This window comes from bacterium (assembly GCA_035691305.1).
Taxonomy (GTDB): domain Bacteria; phylum Sysuimicrobiota; class Sysuimicrobiia; order Sysuimicrobiales; family Segetimicrobiaceae; genus DASSJF01.
On the sequence record DASSJF010000054.1, the window covers coordinates 1 to 20106 of the forward strand.

Consider the following 20106-nt stretch of genomic DNA (forward strand, 5'->3'; position numbering starts at 1 on the left):
GTTCCGGGCATCACTACGGCGAGATAGGTGACATTGCCGTCACCGTTCCGAATGCCGCCGACGTGAGCCACGAGACCCTGCGACCAGATTAGTGCCAAACGATTCATGTTCAAGCCCACCTCGATCGGAGCACCGAACGCGGCAACAAAATCTGAAGCGGGCCCGTCCATCACGGGATCCCAATGCAGCGGAGGCAACTCTAAAGTGCTCGCTACGCTGGGGGGCACACGGGAGAGCGATAAATGGAGACAGCCGCCAAACCGTGTGCCAGCTGCGACAACACGACCGGCTACGATAAGCAGGTCGATCTGGCAGCCAGTTGCTCGTTCAAATGCGAGTGCGACGCCCGCAGCATCATATGCAGCCATCCCGAGCTTGACTGGCCCGACTTGCACTCCAGGGATGATCTGTGGGATCTGATCGACGAACGCTGGTCGCTCGGTGCCATCGGCGGACGCCGCAAGCCTTGGATACTGTTCCGATTGGGGCGCGGCGCTTGCAGAGGTCGACACCATCAGCAGAAAAACAACGCTCACGAATCCGCGCATCGCTGTACACTGACCCCGCGCTCTAGGGACTCGGTGGTGGAGGTAGCAACCCATTACCACTCCCTCCATCGCTGTAGAGTAGAAAAGCGCGCTCGCTTGGCGGGATCGAATAGGCGGTTGATGATTGTGGCATCGTGTGACGGCTGTGCTCCTCCGGCCAAGCTATGAAATGACCGATCCCAGGCACCGATCTCCAACCACGGGGCTGGACCGCCAGGTAGGTCACGAAACCACCATGTACGTGGAGAACACCAACGTGGGCCACGAGCCCATCGGCAAAGACGAGCGCTACGCGATCCCCGCCCAGATGCATAGTCTGGGGCCGGCCGAACACTTCCGCAAGCAATGCCGGAGGATCGCCGATACCGTCTACGGGTGGCGTAGTCTGGCGTGGCACTTGAAGAGTCAAGCACCCGCCCCAGGGACTACCCGCCGCGATCACCACGCCACGTGCGGCAAGCAGATCAATATTGCATCCAGTCTGGTACTCAAATAGAGCGGCGGTCTCGCGTGCTTTGTAAATTGGCATACCAAGCGTTACCGGGCCAATGGAGCGCCCTGGAACGATAGCCGCTTCGGATGACTCACCACTCCAGGGAGCGAGTTGACCGATGCTCGACACGGGAACGAGATCCATAGATTGGATTGGGAGATAAGTGACGACGATGCCTCTCGTCGGCCCCGGACTCCATCGGGCAAGATTGCCGATCGACGGCACCACCATGCTGCCGGTTTCCTGGACGGCGAGATAGCTCACTGTGGCACCTCGCGCCTGCGTTCGCTGAATGTACGCTATGAGTCCAGCGGCGAACATCAGCGCCAGATTGTCGCGACTCTCACGGACAACCCTCGGGGCGCCGAATACGTTGACGAGTTGGTCCGGAGACCCGTTGATATCGAGGGTACTTTGCCCTCCGATTGCATCTCGTGGAAGGAACGACTTGTTATCGTCGGGCAACTGAACATCGATGTGCGCGGTCAGGGCACTTCCGACGGCTGCCACCACCCCGTTTCGAAAGAGCACATCGATGACGCGGCCGGTTGTGCGCGCAAACCGTGCCGCCGCCGCGTCAGCTTCTCTCGCAGACATTCCGAGCGTAACAGGCCCAAGAGCATGACCTGGAAAAATAACAACCGCGCGGGGACTCCACGCTGTCGCATCGGGGATTGGTCCGATAATTATCGCCGCAACGACAAGCCCGGCAAGAACCTGCACGGCATAGCCCCCCTCTGGCCCCTGCCAAAAGGGTAAGGGAAACGGGTGCGGACTCCATCCGGGAAATCCTATATAGGGATAGGTTCCTTGCGGGGAGGGAGGCCCAGACGCGGAGATTCTAGTCTAACGGCGGAGCGGACTCTCTTTGGTGCGCAACTATCCAAGCGGCGATTTGCGCACGGGTATTCATACCAAGTTTATTAAGGATGTGCTGGACATGAGCCTCTACGGTACCTTCTCTGATGGACATACGATCGGCAATCTCTCGATTTGTCATTCCCTCAGCGACAAGGGTCGCCACCTCTCTCTCACGGGGGGCCAATAGACCGGTTCGTTTCACTGCTGGAGACTTCGCGCGCCCGTGAGGCCTCACTTGATTCCGAGCGGATGGTGTTAGCGCATGTTCAACGGCATGCTCAAGCGTCATCGCTCGGCCTTCTGCACACGCAGTGGCAAATGCCGGCGAGCCTAGCGCACTTCGTACGGTAGCGATTCGCTGATCACGGTCAGTCCGAGTGCCGGGCCAGAAATTCGGACCGGTTCTAGTTCGCGAGGCGTCGGATGCTCCGAACAACCGCGCTGCTTCCAAGTAATCGCCTTGACCCGAAGTCGCGACCGCGAGGCCTTCGAGACTCTCCGAAAGACCTCTTTTGTTTCCGAGCTCTTGAAGCATGGCGAGGCTTTCCCGAAACAGCATCGCCGCTCGATCGTAGTGGCCCTGAGCCAGCGCAACATTCGCCAGCCCAACCTTCGCCCAGGCGATGTAGTTCTTCGACCCAATCTGTTGTCCGAGCGTCAAGCCCTCTTCGATAAGTACGGTGGCTCGGTCGTAATTGCCTCGAAGCGCTTCCACCGCGGCTAGACCACCGAGAGCATAAGCAGTCGTAAATCTGTTCCCTGCGGCGCGGCAAAGGGCTAAGCTATCTACAAGTAACGGGGTTGCTTTCTCATGATCACCTTGCAGCAGCATCGCTGTTCCCAAGCAGTATAAAGACCAGCCAACGCCCCACGTATCCTGTGCTTGCTTGTAGAGAGACACGCTCTGTTCAAACATGTCTACCGCCTGGTGGAAATCAGCTTCGCCTTCCGCAAAGTGCGCCAGATGGTGGAGTGCATAGGCAGCGCCCCGCTGATCGTTCAATTTCTGAAATAGAGCAAGGCTTTCGTGAAGATAGACGCTTCCGCTCGCGTCGCCTTGTCGCCACGCAAGTAGGCCGGCGCCAGAGAGCGCCAATGCGCGCACCGCCGCCGATGAGTCGATGCTGGCAGTGAGCGCTCCTTCGAGCGACTCACGCCCCTCAGTATAATGGCCGCAAATAAACCAAAATTCGTGGAGCGCAGCTGAGAACCGCAACCAAGCGCCAGCCCCGCTACGTTCCTTCTTGCTCCACTCTATCGCCGCCCGTAGATTATCATGTTCGGTCTCGAGCCGTTGCAGCCACGTGGCCTGCTGGGATTCACGTAGCGCTACGTTGGCCTTTTCCGCGAAACTCAGGTACCAGTCTCGATGTCGCCTGTGTGCGTCAGCAGCCTTTCCGGACTCCAGAAGCCGTTCCTCGCCATACTGACGAACCGTCTCCAATAGTCGATAACGCGCGCCGGCACCGCTTGTCTCCGCGATCACAAGCGACTTATCCACTAGGTGAGTCAACAAATCGAAGATGGTGGCCCTTTGGACTTCTCCTTCCGAGCAAATTGTCTCAGCGGCTTCCAACGACCACCCGCCAGCGAACACGGATAGGCGGGACAAGAGAATACGCTCATTCGCCGGCAGCAAATCGTAGCTCCAGTCCATCGCGGTCTTCAGAGTTTGATGCCGGGGCAAAGTCGCACGACTTCCACTCGTGAGCAACCGAAACCGATCAGTGAGCCGGCCAAGAATCTCGCCAACGGCTAAGACTCGCACCCACGCTGCCGCCATCTCGATTGCTAGCGGAATACCATCCAACCGTCGGCAGAGGTCGGCAACTGTATGAGCGTTATTTTCGGTGATCGCAAACTCCGATCGTACGGCTCTTGCACGGTCGACGAACAATCGGACAGCATCGTTGCGCAATACGGCGTCCATGCTTACTTGGTGCTGGAGATTCGGGGGAGAAAGCGGAGGCACCGTCCATCGGACCTCGCCAGCAACGCCGAGCGGTTCCCGACTTGTCGCCAGAATTCGCAGGTCGGGACAGCCTTGTAGGAGCGCATTTACGAGATCAGCGCAGGAACCAAGCAGGTGCTCACAATTGTCCAGCAGCAGAAGAAGTGATCTGGATCTGAGTGAAGCGGCTAACGTTTGTTGCAGCTGTCGTCTCGGTTGTTCGGGAATTCCTAGCACCGCAGCGACCGTTTGGGGCACAACAGCGCGATTTGAGACCGGCGCCAGATCCACTACCCAAACTCCATCGGGAGCCTCGTTGAGAAGATCGTCCGCTACCCGCAACGCTAACCGCGTCTTGCCGCAGCCGCCTGTGCCAGTGAGCGTGAGGAGGCGCGTCGTGCCGAGGAGGCGCTTGATCTCGTCGATCTCGCGCTCTCGCCCGATGAAACTTGTAAGTTGAGTACGTAGGTTGTGGCGACGCGGGACAGGCGGCGGAATCTTGGGCCGAGAAGCTTGTGGCTTTGTCTGTTTCGGCCTGGGGATCCGCGTCTTCGGCCGACGAGCCATTCGTCAGCCTCCATGATGCCGCTGTTCCTGGTGAGGTCGGGTTCGTCGCCTCGAAAGGCTGAACCTTCGGACTCAATTCTTCGAACGATCGGGGACAACTGCGCGCGACACCGCTTCTCCGCACCGGGAGTTCTGGCCGTCCAACCATTCGAATGTACTGATGGCTGACTATAGCGCGAGATGTTTCGTAGGCGTTTTGAGGTGCCGTTCCCCTATCCCGTGCCGGCGACCATTGGGCGTCTCTGATCGGCGGAATCGTCGCGCCGGTGTTTAGCGGCTGGATCCTGTTCACGCTGTCGAGAACGGAATCGGCACGTAAGGCGCGCACGCACCAGTCGGCGCCGCACCCGGGCCGGAGATTCCGCCGCAGTCACCACGGCCGACCCAGGTGGCACGGCCGCACGGCGACGACGCCGGCCCGGGCGGAAGGGAAATGATGTTTCCGCCACCAACGCACCGGGACTCTGACGGACGGAGGGTTCCGGTGTTCGCCGCACCGCTCGTCTCGATCGGATTGCGCACCGCGCTGATGCTCGGACTGGGACTGCCGACGATCGCGCTGACGTTGCATCTCCTGCGCGTCCCGGAGAAGGAACGCCTGGTCGCGGGGTCGTTCTTCGCGATGGCGTACGGCCTGTTGGCGACGCTGCTGTTACACCGGATCATTCCTCTTCCCTAGACGCCGGTCCATGGCTCCCCGCGGGTGCCCGACGGGCGCCCGCCGTCGTGCAGGACCGAGCTGCACTACTTCGTCTGCGCAGCCACGAGCGCGGTCGCGACCGCGAGCTTCGTGGACGCCTCGAGCAACGCGGGCGACACCCGGTCCACGGTGTCGCGCGGCGTATCGTAGTACGGATCGTCGGGCCGGAACAGGAACACGACGGGAATGCCCGCCCTCTCGAAGTTCGCGTGGTCGCTACCGCCTTCGGCCGCGTGGACCTCGACGCGGATACCGAGATCACCCGCGAGGCGCGCCGCCGTACGAACCATCGTGTCGTCGCCCTTGCCGGCCAGGATGAGCCGGTCGCCGACGCCCTCCATGTCGAGGTTGATCATGCCGATGATCCGGCCGCGCTCGAGATGCTTGACGTACTCCGCCGAACCGTAGAGCCCATCCTCTTCCGCGCCGAACAGCACATACCGAACGGTCACCGGGAGCGGTACGTCCTTCAGCACCTCGGCGGTCTCGAGCACCGCCGCAACCCCGGAGGTGTTGTCGTTCGCGCCCGGCGCCTCGGCGACGGTATCGCGGTGCGCGCCGACGATCAAGACCCGCCCGGCATCGCCGCCGGCCGCGGTCCCCGGCGCGGCCTTCGTGCCCACGATGTTCCACGTCGTCCGCTGCTCGTTGACCGTCTGCACGTCCAGGCGCGCGACGGTGCGGCCGGTCCGTACGCGGTCGAGCAGCCGCTGTCCTTCGGTGCCCGACAGCGACACGACGGGGATGCGGGTCGCCTGGCCTAGGGTGCCCGAAAAGTCGTTCGGTTGCGAATTGTACACGACGACCGCCGCGGCCCCGGCATCGGCTGCGTTCTCGGCCTTCGCGCGGAACGTCATCTCGCCGCGCCGCACGAGCACGATCTTGCCGCGCACCGGCGCACCCGCCGCGGCCTGGCCGCCGAAGTCACCCGGCCGCCCCAGTCCCGCGTCTACCACTTCCGCGGTGAGGCCCGCCCCGGGCGTGGAGGGGGAGTATTCCATCGCGCGCGGGTGCAGCGCCGGGCTGACCTCCGGAACCGTCAGCGCCACGTGCTTCACGTGGAAGTACGGGAACGTGAAGGACTGCCATTCTATGGTGCAGCCGTCGCGGGTCAACTGCGACGCGATGTAATTCCCCGACGTTTTGTCTTCGGGAGAGCCGGCGGGATGCGGTCCGATCTTCTGCGAAAGTGCGAGGACGTGCTGGTACGCGCGCTGGCCCGACACCCGGACCACCGCCCCCTGCGGCGCGACGCCCCCTCCCGCGGGCGCCGCGACAATGGCCGCGGGCGCGGCCGTTGCGATCGCGATGATCGCGGCCGCGCGTACGATCCTCCGGCTTCCCTTCACGTTCCCACCTCGCGTCGCGCCGCCCTCCGGGGAGGCCGGCATCATTCGTTCGTCGAACGAGCACCGTCTGTGAACCGCCGCGTGTTGCTCCAGTTGAGTTACGGCCACTTCGCGACCGATCTCTCGCAGGGCGCGCTGCCGGCGCTGCTCCCCCTGTTTAAGACGCAGTACCATCTATCCTACACGGACGTCGGCCTGGTGGTGCTCATAGCTAGTATCAGCTCCTCTATCGTGCAGCCCGCGTTCGGCGTGCTGAGCGACCGGGCCCGGATGCGCTGGCTCATGCCGGCCGGGGCGCTGATCTCGGGGACCGGCATGATTCTGGCGGTGGCGGCCCACCACTTCGCACTCATGATGGCCATGATCTTCCTCTGCGGGCTCGGCGTGGCCGCGTTCCACCCCGAAGGGTACAAGTGGGCCGGCCTCGCGAGCGGCGAACGGCGCGCCACGGGCATGTCGTACTTCTCCGCCGGCGGAAACGTGGGCTACGGATTCGGCCCGGCGGCCGCCAGCGTGGCGCTACATCTCGCCGGCCTGAGGGGCCTTTTCTATATGCCGGTGTTCAGCATTCCCGCCGCCGTGATCCTGTGGTTCGTCGCTTCGCCGCGCCGGCGCAGCGAACTCGAAGCGGAGTGGCACGAGACCGCCCGTGCGGCCGCCGGCGAGGAGATGGACGGACGGAGGTCCGGCGTGCCGGCCGCCCCGCGGGTCGGCCGCATGACCGCGCAGACGGTCCTGGGCCTCCTCGTCACGTTCGTCGTCCTGCGTTCCTGGACGTCGACGGGCGAGTCGAGCTTCATTCCGCTGTATTTCGCCGGTGTGCGCCATCTCACACCGACGTACGCGGGCCTGCTGGTCAGCCTCTTCCTCGGCGCCGGATCGGTCGGTACGCTGCTCGGCGGCATCGCCGCGGATCGGTGGGGTCGCCGGCGCATGCTCCTCGTCTCGATGGCGATCCTGCCGCCGCTGCTGTGGCTCATGCCCCGCGCGGTCGGCCCGATCGGCCTGGCCGCGGCGCTGATCGCCGGGATGGCCGCCGTCAGCACGTTCGCCGTCGTCATGGTGATGGCGCAGTCGGTCATTCCGGGACGGATCGGGCTCATCTCCGGCCTCATCATCGGCTTCGCCGTCGGCACCGGCGGCATCGGGACGACGATTCTCGGGGCGATCGCGGACCGGTGGGGCGTGCTGCGGGCGCTCGACGTGACCGCGCTGCTGCCGTTCGCGGCGCTCGCGATCGCGCTGCTGCTGCCCCCCGACCCACCGGGGGCATGGAACCCGAATGTCGAAACGACTCGTAGTTCCGTACGTGGCGCGCACGCCGGCGCCGCGGGAGGCTCGTGATGCATCACGACGACAATTTGTCAGGTGGAGGGCTGCGACGCCGGCGATTCCTGCGCTACCTGCTGGCCGGAGCGGCCGGGTCGCTGTGCGCCGGCACGCTTACCGCCCCGCAGGCGCGGCGCGCCTGGGCCGCGGCGCCGAAGGCGCCTCCGTCGCCACCCGGCTGGCCGCCCGACAAGGCCGGGACGACCGGCATCACCGTCAAGCCCGACGACCCGTCGATCTCGGCCGCGCCGATCGAGTTTCCGGCGTTTCTCACCACGCTGCAGGGGTACCTCGCCACCCCGACGGGGGGAGAGACGTATCCCGCGATCCTGATACTGCACGACGCGAGCGGCCTCTCGGAGCACTACCGCGACATCGCGCGCCGCCTCGCCAAACTGGGCTACGTCGCGCTCGTGCCCGATCTGCTGTCCCGATCCGGAGGCACCGCCAAGTTGGGCGGCGACGCCAAAGTCGCGGACGCGATGACGCGAATTCCCATCCCCAAGTTCGTCCAGGATATGAACAGCGCGATGCGCTACCTGGAAGCGCACCCGCTCGTCTCCAAGACGCGCGTGGGTATGTTGTCGTTCGGGCTCGGCGGGGTGTTCTCGTGGTTCCTGCTGGCCGACAACTCGGACGTCAAAGCGGCGGCGATCTACTACGGCGGCGTGCCGAATTTGAATCTGGTACCCCATATCTCGACGTCGGTGCTCGCGGTCTTCGGCGACGGCGACGGCCACGACGAAGCCGACCTCAAAGAACTCGACGCCGCGATGAAAAAGGCGGGCACGCCTTGGACGTACAAGATCGAGGCCAAGGCCGGTCGCGGCTTCTTCGACGACACGCGGCGCGGATACACGCCGGAAGCCGCCAAAGACGCCTGGAAGATAGCGCTCGACTGGTACGAAAAGCATCTGACCGCCTGACACGCGCGCTCGGCGGCCGCGATCCTGGAAGGAGTACCGGGCGCCTGCGCCTGATGATATGATTCGGCGAGCGACGTGACCGAGCCGATTCCCGCTTCCATCCGAGTATTCCGCGCGTTTTCTGTGACGACGGCCGTGGCGGCGTATCTGCTCGTGCTGCTCGGCGGGCTCGTCCGAATCACGGGCGCGGGCCTGGCCTGCCCGGATTGGCCGCTCTGCCACGGCCGGCTCGTGCCGCCCCTCGACGGCCTCGTCCTGATCGAATACGGCCACCGGCTGTTGGCCGCGTCGGTGAGCGTCCTCGTCCTCCTCACCGCGGCGCTCGCGTTCCGGGTACGGCGGTCGGTCTCGGGCAGCGGTCCGCTCGCGCTTGCGGTGCTGGTCCTCGTCGCGGTGCAGATCGTGCTCGGCGGCCTCACCGTCAAACTGCAGCTCACCCCGGGCCTCGTCGCCACGCACCTCGGCGTCGCGATGCTGTTCTTCGGCGGGCTGCTCGTGCAGGCGGCGAACGCGCTGCGGCCCGCGGGCCCGGCGGCGCCCGACGGGTTCCGGCGGCTCTCGCTCGGCGCGGCGGCGGCGACGTTCGTGATGATCCTGATCGGCGGCTACGTCGGCTCGAGCGGCGCCGCGCTTGCCTGTCCCGACCTGCCGTTCTGCCGGGGTCCCGTGGTGGTGCCGCCCGACGCGCCGTCGCAGATTCACATGCTGCACCGGTTCTGGGCGCTGGTCGTGGCCGCGCTGGTGATCTGGACCGCGGCGGCGGCGGCGCGGCTGCGCATCCGCCGCCTCGCCGTCGCCGCCAACCTCGCGCTGCTCTGCGTCGCCCTGCAGATCGCGGCGGGCGTGCTCAACGTCGCGACGCGCCTGGCCCCGGCGGTGCAGGGTGTGCACCTCGGCCTCGCCGCGGCGCTGTTCGCGACGCTCGTGGTCCTGACCGCGCTGACCCGGCCGGCGCCCGAGCGGTCGCCGGCCGGGGCGGACCGCGCCGTCCCGCCGGTACGCGCGCCGCGACCGATGCCCACAATTGCGGGCGGCTCGGTAGACGATTTCGCGGACGCGAAGGTGGCGGCGGACGCGCTGGCCTGGACCGCGGACGAGCCGAAGACGCCGCTCGGGCGCGCGGCCGCAACGGCGCGCGACTACCTCGCGCTGATGAAACCGCGCATCATCCTCCTGCTGCTCATCACGACGATCACGACGATGATGGTCGCCTCGCCGCATCACCTGCCGCTTGCGGCCCTCTTTCTGACGGTGCTCGGCGGCACGCTGGCGGCGGGCTCCGCCAACGCCTTCAACATGTATGTCGACCGCGATATCGACGCCATCATGCGGCGGACCTGCCTGCGTCCGGTCCCGGCGGGCCGCGTGCGCCCCTCGCAGGCCGTCGTGTTCGGCGTCGTGACCGGCTGTCTGTCGATGGCGGTGATGGCGCTCGGCGTGAACCTCCTCGCCGCGGCGCTGTCGACCGCAGGCATCCTGTTCTACGTGGGCGTCTACACGCTGTGGCTGAAGCGGTCCACGCCGCAGAACATCGTCATCGGCGGCGCCGCCGGCGCCGTGCCGCCGCTCGTCGGCTGGGCCGCGGCCACCGGGCGCATCGACGCGCCCGCGGTCGCGCTCTTCGCGATCGTGTTCCTGTGGACGCCGCCGCACTTCTGGGCGCTCGCGCTCGGCAAAGCCGACGACTACCGCGCGGCCGGGATTCCGATGCTGCCGGTCGTTCGGGGCGACGCGGAGACGCGCCGGCAGATCTTCATCTACTCGCTCGTCCTCAGCGCGGCGACGCTCGCGCTCTGGGTCCCGCTCCACGCGCTCGGCCTGGTGTACGCGGTCTCCGCGGTCGCGCTGGACGCGGTCTTCGTCGGCCTGGCGTGGGCGGTGCTGGCGCTCCGGCGGCCCGGGCTGGAGATGGCGCTCTTTGGATACTCGATCCTCTATCTCGGCCTGCTCTTCACGGCAATGGTGATCGACCGGCTGATCTGAGCTGCGCGTTCGAGGCGGCGGACAGCGCATGACGGCTCCCGCGAAGAGAGTTCTCCGTACGGTCCCTCGCGAGATCATCGGTCCGCGCGTGCGTCTGCGGCGGCTCCGGCTTTCGGACGCGCCGGCGGTATGGGACGCGATCGAAGAGTCGCGGACACGCCTCGAGCGCTGGCTGGAGTGGGTGCCCAAGTGCCGGTCGCTGCGAGACGAGCGCCGCGACATCGCGCGGATGCACGGGCTGTGGCGGCGTCGTGAGAGCTTCGTCGTCGGGATCTTCGACCGCACCAGCGGCCGGTACCTCGGCGGCAGCGCCTTCCACAAGATCAACTGGGAGCGGCGGTGCTTCGAAATCGGCTACTGGATCCGCACGAGCGCGGAGGGCCGGGGCTACGTCTCTGAAGCGGTTCGCCTGCTGACCTGCCTCGCGTTCGACCGTCTCGGCGCGGAGCGCGTGGAGATCTTCATGCACCCGCGCAACGTCCGCAGCGAAGCGGTGGTCAAGCGACTCGGGTTCGTCTACGAGGGCACCGCGCGCGCGGTGACCCCGGGCCCCGACGGAAACCTGGAAGACCGGCACATGTACGCGCTCGTGAAGGCCGACTACGCTCGGATCCGGTGGCGCCCCGGGCGGCTGAGATCACAGGGTGGCCGGCGGCCGCCGCGGGCTTTATCAAAAGTTTACACCCGCTGGATACGGTTCCGGTTGACGGAGTGACGATCCCGGAGGACACCGATGCGAACCCTTGTAGCGATCACCACGTGCGCCGTCGCCCTGGCGGCGGGAATGCTGACCCTTCACGCGGTGCCGGGCCTCGCGGCGACCGCGGCGCCCGAACTCACCGGCGGCGGACCGTGGTTCAACACCGACGGCCGGCCGGTGACGCTCGCGTCGCTACGCGGCAAAGTGGTCGGCGTGGAAATGTGGACGGCGGGCTGCGAGAACTGCCTCAACGTCCTGCCTTACATGAAGGAGTGGTACGCGAAGTATCGCGACAGCGGATTCGTCCTGGTCGGCGTGCACACGCCCGAGTTCGCCCACGAAGGCCAGGTGGCGTACGTGCGCGCGGCGATCGCCCGGCTCGGGGTCGCGTACCCCGTCGTCATGGACAACGACTACCGCATCTGGAACGCCTACCACAACGCGTACTGGCCGGCGCTCTACCTGATCGACAAACAGGGCCGGATTCGCTACACGCACATCGGCGAGGGCGATTACGACGTGACGGAGCGGCAGATCAAAGCCCTCTTGGGCGAGAAGATCTAGCCGGGGTCGCGGCCGTGGCGGGCCGGACGGCGCAGCCGTCCGGCCCGCGGTCATTTCCGCCGCGGTGGGGGCTTCGTTTCGCCGCGGCGAATCTCCCCGGCAATGGCCGGTACCCAGCACTCGGGCGCGCGCCGGGGCAGCGCCCCGCGACCCGCCGCCCGCGGCGCAGAGGGCGTCGCCCCGGAGGTCATACGGGCGGCGCGCGAGATCGCGGATCGCCTGGCCCAAGAGCGGGCGGAGGCGGTCGTGCTCGTCGGCAGCCGCGTGCGCGGGGACGTCCACGACCACTCCGACGTGGACCTCATCGCCGTGGGGCGCGGACCGGCCCGCCGGCTGGAAGTGCACGAGCCCTTCGTCGTCTCGGTACAGTGGCGGACGCCGGCGCAGCTCCGCGAAGGCTTCGCCGATCTCGCGGATCTCAGCCCGATTCCCGGCTGGCGGCGCGCCGTGATCGTGTATGATCCCAAGAAGATCGCCGCCGGTCTGAAGCGCGAGGCGCTCGCGTGGGCTTGGGATGCGCTCGGCGCGCGGGCCGACGCGTGGGTGGCCGAACAGGTCACCGATTACGCGGAGGAAGTCTTCAAACTCGTCGGCAGCCTCCGCGCCGCCCGCTACAGCGCCGCCGCCGTTCAGCGGTCCGCGCTGGCGATGAAGCTGCCCCGGGTGATGGCGGTGCACCGCCGGACGTTGTACGACGGGGATGCGCAGCTTCACGAGGCGATCGTCGCCGGCATGGGCGAACCGTGGCGGCGCGCCCACCGCCGGACGCTCGGCGTGCAGGCGGAGACTCTCGAGCAAACCTGCGGCGCGGCGCTGGAACTCTACGCGCTCGCCGCGGAAGAGACGAAGCAGTTGCTGGACGAGCGCCAGTTCGCCGTCGTGCGGGGGGCCTGCACGGCGGCCGGGTTCCCGATCGGAAGGACGCCGCGCAGCAAACGCCTCATTTGACCAGGCTGGCGCGCGCGCGGGCCGTCGCGACGCCCTGCCGTCCGGGCACCTTCGAGCCGGCCCGGCGGGCGGACTCTCTCGCGGGCCGGTCGGTGGCCGGTCAGATACCTGCCCGAGAGTTCGATTAGACTTGCACGCAACAGAGGCCTAGCACCTCAATGTCGTGAGGTGTCACTCCTCTCGCAGGCGAACCGCGACGAGTGTACCATGGGCGCACTTAGCGGTGAGAGGAGACGCATCATGAATCCCATTCCTGCCGTCTGCGATTCACGCGCGAACGGCGAATCGATCCCCGCCGTCTCGACGGAAGACACGGTCACTGCGATCGGGCTGGCCTTCCTGGCCAACGTCCCGCTTTCGCTGCGCGGCGCCCCGGGAACCGGGAAAACCTCGCTGCTTCAGTCCATCGCCGATACGTTCAGGTGGCCCATCCACACGATGACGGCGACGATCCACGATGCGACGGATTTTGCCGGACTGGCGTATCTGTCGTCGAGCGGCTCCCTGGACACCCGCACGATGCGCGCATCCCTGCAGTGGGCCGTCGCCCTCGCCGCGCAGGCGGTGAAGCAGGGCGGCGACGGCCTCCTCTTTTTCGACGACATCGCCTACGCGCCGCCGGCCGTGCAGAATGCGCTGCTCCAAATCGTACAACAGCGCCGCGTCGGGGATTTTCAGTTGCCGCTGGGCATCCGTTGCGCCGCGGCCCTCAACCCCACCGATACCGCGGCGAGCATGCGGGTGCTCACGGCGCCGCTTGCGAACCGGATGGTGCACGTCACCTGGGCGCCCGACGCCGACAGTTGGGCCGAAGGATACCTGTCCGGCTGGCGTTTCGTCCTGCCGGCACTCCCCGAAGGCTGGCAGCGCGGTCTTCCCGCGACGCGGGCAAAGGTGGCCGCGTTTGTCCGTTCGCAGCCGAGTTTTCTTCACTGCGAACCGGCCGACCCAAACGCGCAGGGCTCTCCGTGGCCGTCGGGCCGAACGTGGGACATGGTGAGCACACTCCTCACCGCCTGCGACGCCGCAGACGCAAACATCAAAGTCCGGTGGCTGCTCACCGCCGGCGCGGTCGGCGATAGCGCCGCGGCCGCGTACCTGAGGTGGCAACGCGAGGCGGGATTTGTGCAGCCGGGCGGCGATGCGGCGGCCCAGTTCGCCTCGGAGCGGACGACGCGGAGGCCGGCGCTGCTCACGACGATGTAGACGGGAGCCCCCCAACGTTCGTCGGGCCGCTCCCGGTATCAGCTAGAAACGAATAGAAACGAACGCGCCGCAAGCGGCTCGAGTCCGGGCCGAAGCGGCGCGAACGTGTCTACTGGATCTTACCTGACACACAACGGCCCGCAAGAAGGCGTCGACGGGATTCCCGATCGGAAGACGCCCGGCCGCGCGAGGCGGTCAAACCGCGGCGCCGGCGCGCCGTCTCGTCTGAGCTACCAGCCTCCGTTGCCGTAACCGCTGCTGGTGGGCTTGGACGGTGCGGGGCCGGCGGCGCCCATCTTCAGATCCACCTTTGCGACCCACCACTTGCCGGCGATGCCCTGGCCGTTGGCCTGGTGCGGGGCGGTATCACCGCTGTACCGGTAGAGCAGGTGCCCGTTGTAGGCGACCTGCTCGCCGTTTGCGGTCTTGACGACGCTCAGCTTGCCTGGAAGCTTGTTTCCCGACGTCGGCGTCGACGTGCTGAGCATCGGCGGCCAGATCTGCGCGCACCCGCCGGTGCAGCTGCTGGTGCTCGGTGTATCGGAGCTGACATAGTACAGGGTCATCCCCTTCTCATCGGTGAGCACAGTCGCCGACATCCCCTTGACCGTGATCGCCGCGGTATCCACTGTGTACCCGGCCCCGAACGCCGCCACCCCGAGCGCGGCCGCGAGCAGCACTGCGCCAGCTGCTCCCGCGAGCATCGCCCTCATCCGTTCCGCCATCCTCATCACCTCCAAAAGAGTTGCCCACACACGAAAGGATGCGCCCGGCGGATCACACATCTGTCAGCCCTATGTAACGTCCATGCAACAACCGGACATTGCCGACAGGGGACCGTGCCTTCGTCCCGAACAGCCCGGCCCGATCGCGCCGTTCTTCCAGGTGCGGGGCGCGAAGATCTGCGCGTACGAAACGCTGTTCGATGCGACGGAGCTGCGAAAACTCGGGGGGAAATGACTGGCTCCTCGGGGCAGGACTCGAACCTGCGACCCTCCGGTAAGACAGGTGACATCATGACGACAATTGGGTTGACGCTTCGCGTCGCGCAGAGGCTCCTGGCGGTCATCAGTATCCTGAGTCTGGGGTGCGGGGCGGCAGCGGCGCAGGGCGGTCGGTCGGTGTACCTACCACTGCCATTCAGCGCCGAGCGCCGGGGCATTCAAACCACTGCGTGCCTGCGCGTGAGCGAATACGTCTACCCGGCGTCTCGGTGGTGGGCGGATGCGGCGGGCAGCGCCACCCCGGCTGAACAGGCGCTCAAAGCCGTCATCGCGGCGATGCGGAGCAAAGACCGCGCGACACTCTCTCATTTGTCCCACCCGACGCTCGGCCGCGATCCCAAGCGTTTTGACGAACAGGCCGGAGCCTATTTTCAACAATTCGCGGTCGCGGAGCTCCTGTCGATTCCACGCGGCTACGAATTTGATGGGTTCACGGTGTTCTTCGCGAAGATTCGGCTTGGGGGTCGGACCGTGTTTGCACCCATGGTCTTCGCGGTCGAAGATGACGGATCGTCCGGCTTTCTTCCTTATCGGACGGACGCGTTGACGTACCGGCTCGTCGCGGATTGGTTCGGTTCGAGATGGGGACCGGCCGCCGCCGACACCCCGGCCTACTGCACCGGCGACGACGTCGCACGGGCGACCCACAGGATCGCACTCGGAGTATCCTCGGGCGCCGCGAGGCCGGCGTGGCATCCGAGCCTCTTGCTCTTGCGCGGCGCCTCGTTCGACCGGCCTGGTGCACTCGGCGACCTCGTCAAGCGTACCCGGGCCGCGCTCGCAAGCCTGCAGTCTACCCTCGTCAGCGGGGACATTGACGCCGCGATGACCCACATGACATCCGAAGGCGGGAGGCGCTTGAAGGAATGGTTTACGACGGCCGGTCAAGGCGAGCGCCGTCGATACGGGGCCGCGCTCGCCGAACAGCACCCGTTCTTCCTATTCGACATGTCATCGGTCGCCGTCGTCTACACGAGGGCCCCCGTCGACGTGCAAGTGCTGTACTTCGCCGCCGATGCCACCACGGCGCCGCTCTGGGTGAACTCTTCCTTCGCCACAGTGTGGGACCAGGTGTTTAAGAAAGGACCGCTATACGATGCGGCGTCGCAGCGAGTTCCGTTCCAGGGCATCGCGGTCAAATGAGCGTCACGCCGGACGATTGAAAACCACGGGTTTACTTGGCTCCTCGGGCAGGACTCGAACCTGCAACCCTCCGGTTAACAGCCGGATGCTCTACCATTGAGCTACCGAGGAGCGCCGACTATGTGATTGTAGGAACGACCCCCGCGCGTGTCAATAATACCCGGCCGGGCGCGCCTCACCAAGTCCACCCCGCCACCTGGAGTCCTCCCCATGACCCTCATCCGGGAACGTGAACCGATTATTTCAATTGAGTATAATGGGCGCGTGCGTGACGGAATCGGCCGCCGCGGCCTGCTCGTCTTGTTCCTCGCCATCTTCATCGTCATGATGGGGTTCGGCATCGTCCTGCCGGTGCTGCAGTTCTACGCGCGCACCGTCGGCGCGACCCCGCTCCAGATCGGCCTGCTCGCCACGAGCTACGCGGCGATGCAGTTCCTGTTCGCGCCGCTGTGGGGCGCGGCCAGCGACCGGATCGGGCGGAAGCCGGTGTTCTCGGTCGGCCTCGTCGGCTACGCCGTCTCGTTCGTGCTTTTCGGCCTCGCCCACCAGATCTGGCAGCTCTTCTTCGCACGGATCCTCGGCGGCGTGCTGAGCGCCGCGACGCTCCCCACCGCCATGGCCTACATCGGCGACACGACCTCCGAAGAGCGACGCGGCGGCGGGATGGGGATGATGGGCGCGGCCATGGGCCTCGGGTTCACGATCGGGCCCGGGATCGGCGGGCTGCTCGGCCGCGCGAACCTCGCCCTGCCGTTCTTCGTCGGGGCGGCGCTCGCGCTCGTCACGCTGCTCCTCAGTTGGGGTGCGCTGCCTGAACCGGCCCGGCACCACGACTCTTCCGCCGAGCGCCCGTCGCGCATCGACGCGTTCCGCCTCGCGCTCGGCGGCCCGCTGGCCTACTTCTTCCTCGTCACGCTCGCCGGGGCGTTCGCGCTGGCCTCGCTCGAGGCCACCTACGCGCTGTTCGCCCAAGACCGGCTGCACCTCACCAGCACGGGCGGCGCCGGGGCGATCGGCGTGGTGTTCGTCGTCGTGGGCCTCGTGCAGGCGGCGATTCTCGGCGGGCTCGTCGGACGGCTGATCAACCGGTTCGGAGAAGGGCGGCTGACGGTCGGAGGGCTGATTCTGGCCGCCGCCGGCTACGTGCTGATCACGCAGACGCACACGATCGCGGAGCTGGCCGTCTACGCGGCGATCGCCGGGGCCGGACATTCGCTCATGCGTCCGAGCATCGCATCGCTGATCTCGAAGCGCACGACGGCCGGTCAGGGCTTCTCCATCGGCATCATGGACTCGTTCGACAGTCTCGGCCGCATCCTCGGCCCCGCCTGGGGCGGCTGGATCTACCACCTCGGCATCGCGCTGCCCTACGGCTCGGCGGCCGCGGTCCTCGTCCTGACGGCGGCGCTCTCCGGCGCGGCCGCGGGCCGGCACGTCGCTGCGCGCGCCTAGCGGAATGCAGCCGCCGGTGCCCGGGCAAGGCCTCGAGTACCTGCCGCAGATTGAACGCGCCGCGGTCGCGCTCGCGATCGGCGGCATGGTCGGGATGGAACGGGAGTGGGCGCACAAAGACATCGGCGTGCGCACCTTCGCGCTCATCACGCTCTCCTTCGCGCTCGCCTGGATGATCTCGCCGACGGCCGCCTACATCCTGATGGCCGCGCTGATTCCGCTCGTCACGCTTGTGAACTGGCGGTCCTTCGCTCGGGACCGCTCACTCGAAATGACCACGTCGGTCGCCGTGCTCGCCACCGCGCTCCTCGGCATCCTCGCCGGGCAGGGGCTGCTCCTGCTCGCCGCCGCGTGCGGCGTCGTCGTGACGATGCTGCTCGCCTGGAAGGCGGAAATGGTCCGCTTCGCCGGCGAGGTCACGATCGATGAGATCCGCGGCGCGCTGCTGCTCGGCGTGATCGCGATCGTCGTGTACCCGATTCTGCCCGTGGGACCGGTCGATCCGCTGCGGCTCATCGACCTCCGCGCCGCCTGGACCGTGGTGCTCGTCATCTCCGCGATCGCCTTCGTGAACTACGTCCTGCTCCGGCTCTACGGCACCCGCGGCATCCGCTGGACCGGACTCCTCGGCGGGCTCGTCAACAGCACGGCCACGGTCGCGGAGCTGGCAAGCCGCGCGCGCAACGACGGCCGCCTGTCGATGTTCTGCCTGACCGGGATGCTGACCGCGGACACGGCGATGCTGCTGCGCAACGGCTTCATCCTGGGGGTCTTCGCCCTGCCGGCGCTCTCCTACGGATGGATCGGCGTCGGCGTGATGCTTGCCGCGAGCCTGCTGCTCGCGGCGCGGATGAACGTCGCGGACACCGAAACCGCGCCGCTGGAGATGCGCTCGCCGATCTCGCTGCGCCACGCGCTGACGTTCGGAATCGTCTTCGTGGCCATCGCCCTCGCGAGCCAGCTCGCGTACCGGTGGCTGGGACAGCCGGGATTCCTGCTCGTCGCGGTGATCGGCGGCCTCGTGAGCAGCGCGTCCACGTCCGCCGCGGCCGGCACCCTCGCCGCCGGCGGATTGCTCGCTCCGGCGCTGGCCGGCTACGGCGTGGTGCTGGCCTCCATGGCGAGCCTCGTGTTCCACGTGCCGACGGCGAAGTTCGCCGGTCTCAACCCCAAAGACACGCGCCGGCTCGCCGTGCTCACCGCGATCATCCTGGCGTTCGGACTCGCCGGCCTCGCCGCACAGGCCCTGCTCGGCCGCCGGCTCTGACGCCCCGGCCCGTGACGCAGCGCCAGTTCGTCGGCAGGGTCGCCACAGTCATCGCGCTCGTAGCCCTCGCCTGGGCGATGCTCTGGGTCGTCCGGCAGACAACCGAAATCATCATCCTGTTGCTCGTCTCGGCGATCCTGGCATCCGGCCTCTCGCCGGCCGTCGAGTGGCTCGAATCCCGCCGCTTCCCGCGGGGTGTCCGGCTGACGCGCGGGACCGCCATCTTCGTTCTGTATCTGGCCCTGTTCGCGGCCCTCGGCGCGATCCTGTCCGGGATCCTCATCCCGGCCGCCGCGGAGGGGCGGGTGTTCGTCCAGCATCTTCCCGAAGAGACGGCCGCGTTTCAAGCCTGGCTCGGCGAGCTCCAAACGCGCTACACCTGGCTGCCGGATTTCGCGACACAGATCACCCGCCTGCCGCAGCAGATGCTGGGGCTGGGCAAGTACGGCGCGAGCGCGGCGTCCGTGGCGTTTTCGTTCCTCGGCGGCATCACGTCGACGATAACCGTCCTCGTCTTCGTCTACTACATGCTGCTCGAGCACGCGAGCATGAGGGCCGCCTTTCTCTCGCTGCTGCCGCCCGCAGAGCGGCCGCGCGGCGGGCTCGTCCTCGAGCGGATCGGGACGAAGTTCGGAGGCTGGTTCCGCGGCCAATCCCTGCTGTCGTTCACGATCGCGGTCGTGGTCTCGGTCGCGCTGCTGCTGATCGGCATGCCGTATCCGTTCCTGCTCGGAATCATCGCGGGCCTCGGCGAGCTCGTGCCGATGGTGGGCCTGTGGATCGGCGCGTCGGTGGCGATACTGGTCGGACTGTCGCAGCCGACCTGGCGCCTCATCGCGACGGTTGCGTTCTTTGTCGTGATCATGAACATCGAGCCGCACTACCTCACGCCCCGCATCATGTCACGCGCGGTCGGGTTGTCTCCCCTGCTGACGATCGTCGCGCTGCTCGCGGGCATCAAGCTGCTCGGGATTATCGGCGGGCTCATCGCCCTGCCGCTGGCCGCCGCGCTTCAGGTGATCGTCGCGGAGATCGCCGCGGCCATCCAGGCCAACCACGACGTCGAGATCGGCCGCGAAGACGCCTAAAGATCCGGGCGCCGGGCGAGGCAGGGT

16 protein-coding genes and 1 tRNA gene are annotated in these 20106 nt (G+C 66.9%); 12 read left to right on the forward strand and 5 right to left on the reverse strand.

Translation table 11 applies throughout. The features are described from left to right. The coding region (locus tag VFL28_09560; protein ID HET7264907.1) for a hypothetical protein at positions 1-536 on the reverse strand (536 nt) is incomplete at its 3' end. A 1346-nt stretch (positions 537-1882) separates the two neighbouring features. Further along, complete coding sequence (locus tag VFL28_09565; GenBank protein HET7264908.1) at positions 1883-4420, reverse strand: tetratricopeptide repeat protein; 2538 nt, start codon at positions 4418-4420, stop codon at positions 1883-1885. A 484-nt stretch (positions 4421-4904) separates the two neighbouring features. Here VFL28_09565 and VFL28_09570 point away from each other — a divergent pair, with 484 nt between their 5' ends. Next, complete coding sequence (locus VFL28_09570; GenBank protein HET7264909.1) at positions 4905-5099, forward strand: hypothetical protein; 195 nt, start codon at positions 4905-4907, stop codon at positions 5097-5099. 65 nt (positions 5100-5164) lie between these two features. Here the strand turns inward: VFL28_09570 and VFL28_09575 are convergent, their stop codons facing one another. Continuing rightward, positions 5165-6469: a M28 family metallopeptidase gene (locus VFL28_09575; protein ID HET7264910.1), complete on the reverse strand. Its 1305-nt coding sequence runs from the start codon at positions 6467-6469 to the stop codon at positions 5165-5167. A gap of 69 nt (positions 6470-6538) precedes the next feature. Between VFL28_09575 and VFL28_09580 the strand changes: the two genes are divergently transcribed. From VFL28_09580 to VFL28_09610, 7 genes are all read left to right on the forward strand, one after another. Next, complete coding sequence (locus VFL28_09580; protein HET7264911.1) at positions 6539-7813, forward strand: MFS transporter; 1275 nt, start codon at positions 6539-6541, stop codon at positions 7811-7813. After that, a complete protein-coding gene (locus VFL28_09585; GenBank protein HET7264912.1) occupies positions 7813-8724 on the forward strand; it encodes a dienelactone hydrolase family protein in 912 nt (303 codons plus the stop codon). Before VFL28_09580 ends, VFL28_09585 begins: the two co-directional genes overlap by 1 nt. A gap of 75 nt (positions 8725-8799) precedes the next feature. After that, positions 8800-10707 (forward strand): heme o synthase, encoded by a 1908-nt coding sequence (locus VFL28_09590; protein HET7264913.1) that lies wholly within the window; start codon positions 8800-8802, stop codon positions 10705-10707. Between the two features lie 28 nt (positions 10708-10735). Then, complete coding sequence (locus tag VFL28_09595) at positions 10736-11422, forward strand: GNAT family N-acetyltransferase (GenBank protein HET7264914.1); 687 nt, start codon at positions 10736-10738, stop codon at positions 11420-11422. An 18-nt stretch (positions 11423-11440) separates the two neighbouring features. Beyond that, on the forward strand, positions 11441-11971 hold the full coding sequence (locus VFL28_09600; protein HET7264915.1) for a redoxin family protein: 531 nt from the start codon (positions 11441-11443) through the stop codon (positions 11969-11971). Between the two features lie 102 nt (positions 11972-12073). After that, positions 12074-12919: a nucleotidyltransferase domain-containing protein gene (locus VFL28_09605; protein HET7264916.1), complete on the forward strand. Its 846-nt coding sequence runs from the start codon at positions 12074-12076 to the stop codon at positions 12917-12919. A gap of 240 nt (positions 12920-13159) precedes the next feature. Then, positions 13160-14125: an AAA family ATPase gene (locus VFL28_09610; protein ID HET7264917.1), complete on the forward strand. Its 966-nt coding sequence runs from the start codon at positions 13160-13162 to the stop codon at positions 14123-14125. A 230-nt stretch (positions 14126-14355) separates the two neighbouring features. Here VFL28_09610 and VFL28_09615 read toward each other — a convergent pair whose 3' ends face one another. Further along, positions 14356-14850 carry a hypothetical protein gene (locus VFL28_09615; protein ID HET7264918.1) on the reverse strand — a complete coding sequence of 165 codons (495 nt, stop codon included), beginning with the start codon at positions 14848-14850 and terminating at the stop codon, positions 14356-14358. Positions 14851-15246: 396 nt separating this feature from the next. Between VFL28_09615 and VFL28_09620 the strand changes: the two genes are divergently transcribed. Then, positions 15247-16272, forward strand: coding sequence for a hypothetical protein (locus tag VFL28_09620; GenBank protein ID HET7264919.1), 1026 nt, complete (start codon positions 15247-15249; stop codon positions 16270-16272). Between the two features lie 36 nt (positions 16273-16308). On the opposite strand, the gene VFL28_09625 is transcribed toward VFL28_09620, so the two are convergent. Further along, a tRNA-Asn gene (locus VFL28_09625) sits at positions 16309-16383 on the reverse strand. Between the two features lie 153 nt (positions 16384-16536). Here VFL28_09625 and VFL28_09630 point away from each other — a divergent pair. The 3 genes from VFL28_09630 to VFL28_09640 are packed head-to-tail and all read left to right on the forward strand — an operon-like array spanning position 16537 to position 20079. Then, on the forward strand, positions 16537-17724 hold the full coding sequence (locus tag VFL28_09630; GenBank protein HET7264920.1) for an MFS transporter: 1188 nt from the start codon (positions 16537-16539) through the stop codon (positions 17722-17724). Between the two features lie 16 nt (positions 17725-17740). Then, positions 17741-18991: an MgtC/SapB family protein gene (locus VFL28_09635; GenBank protein HET7264921.1), complete on the forward strand. Its 1251-nt coding sequence runs from the start codon at positions 17741-17743 to the stop codon at positions 18989-18991. An 11-nt stretch (positions 18992-19002) separates the two neighbouring features. Further along, entirely contained in the window at positions 19003-20079 is a 1077-nt protein-coding gene (locus tag VFL28_09640; GenBank protein ID HET7264922.1) for an AI-2E family transporter, read from the forward strand. Positions 20080-20106 lie beyond the last annotated feature (27 nt).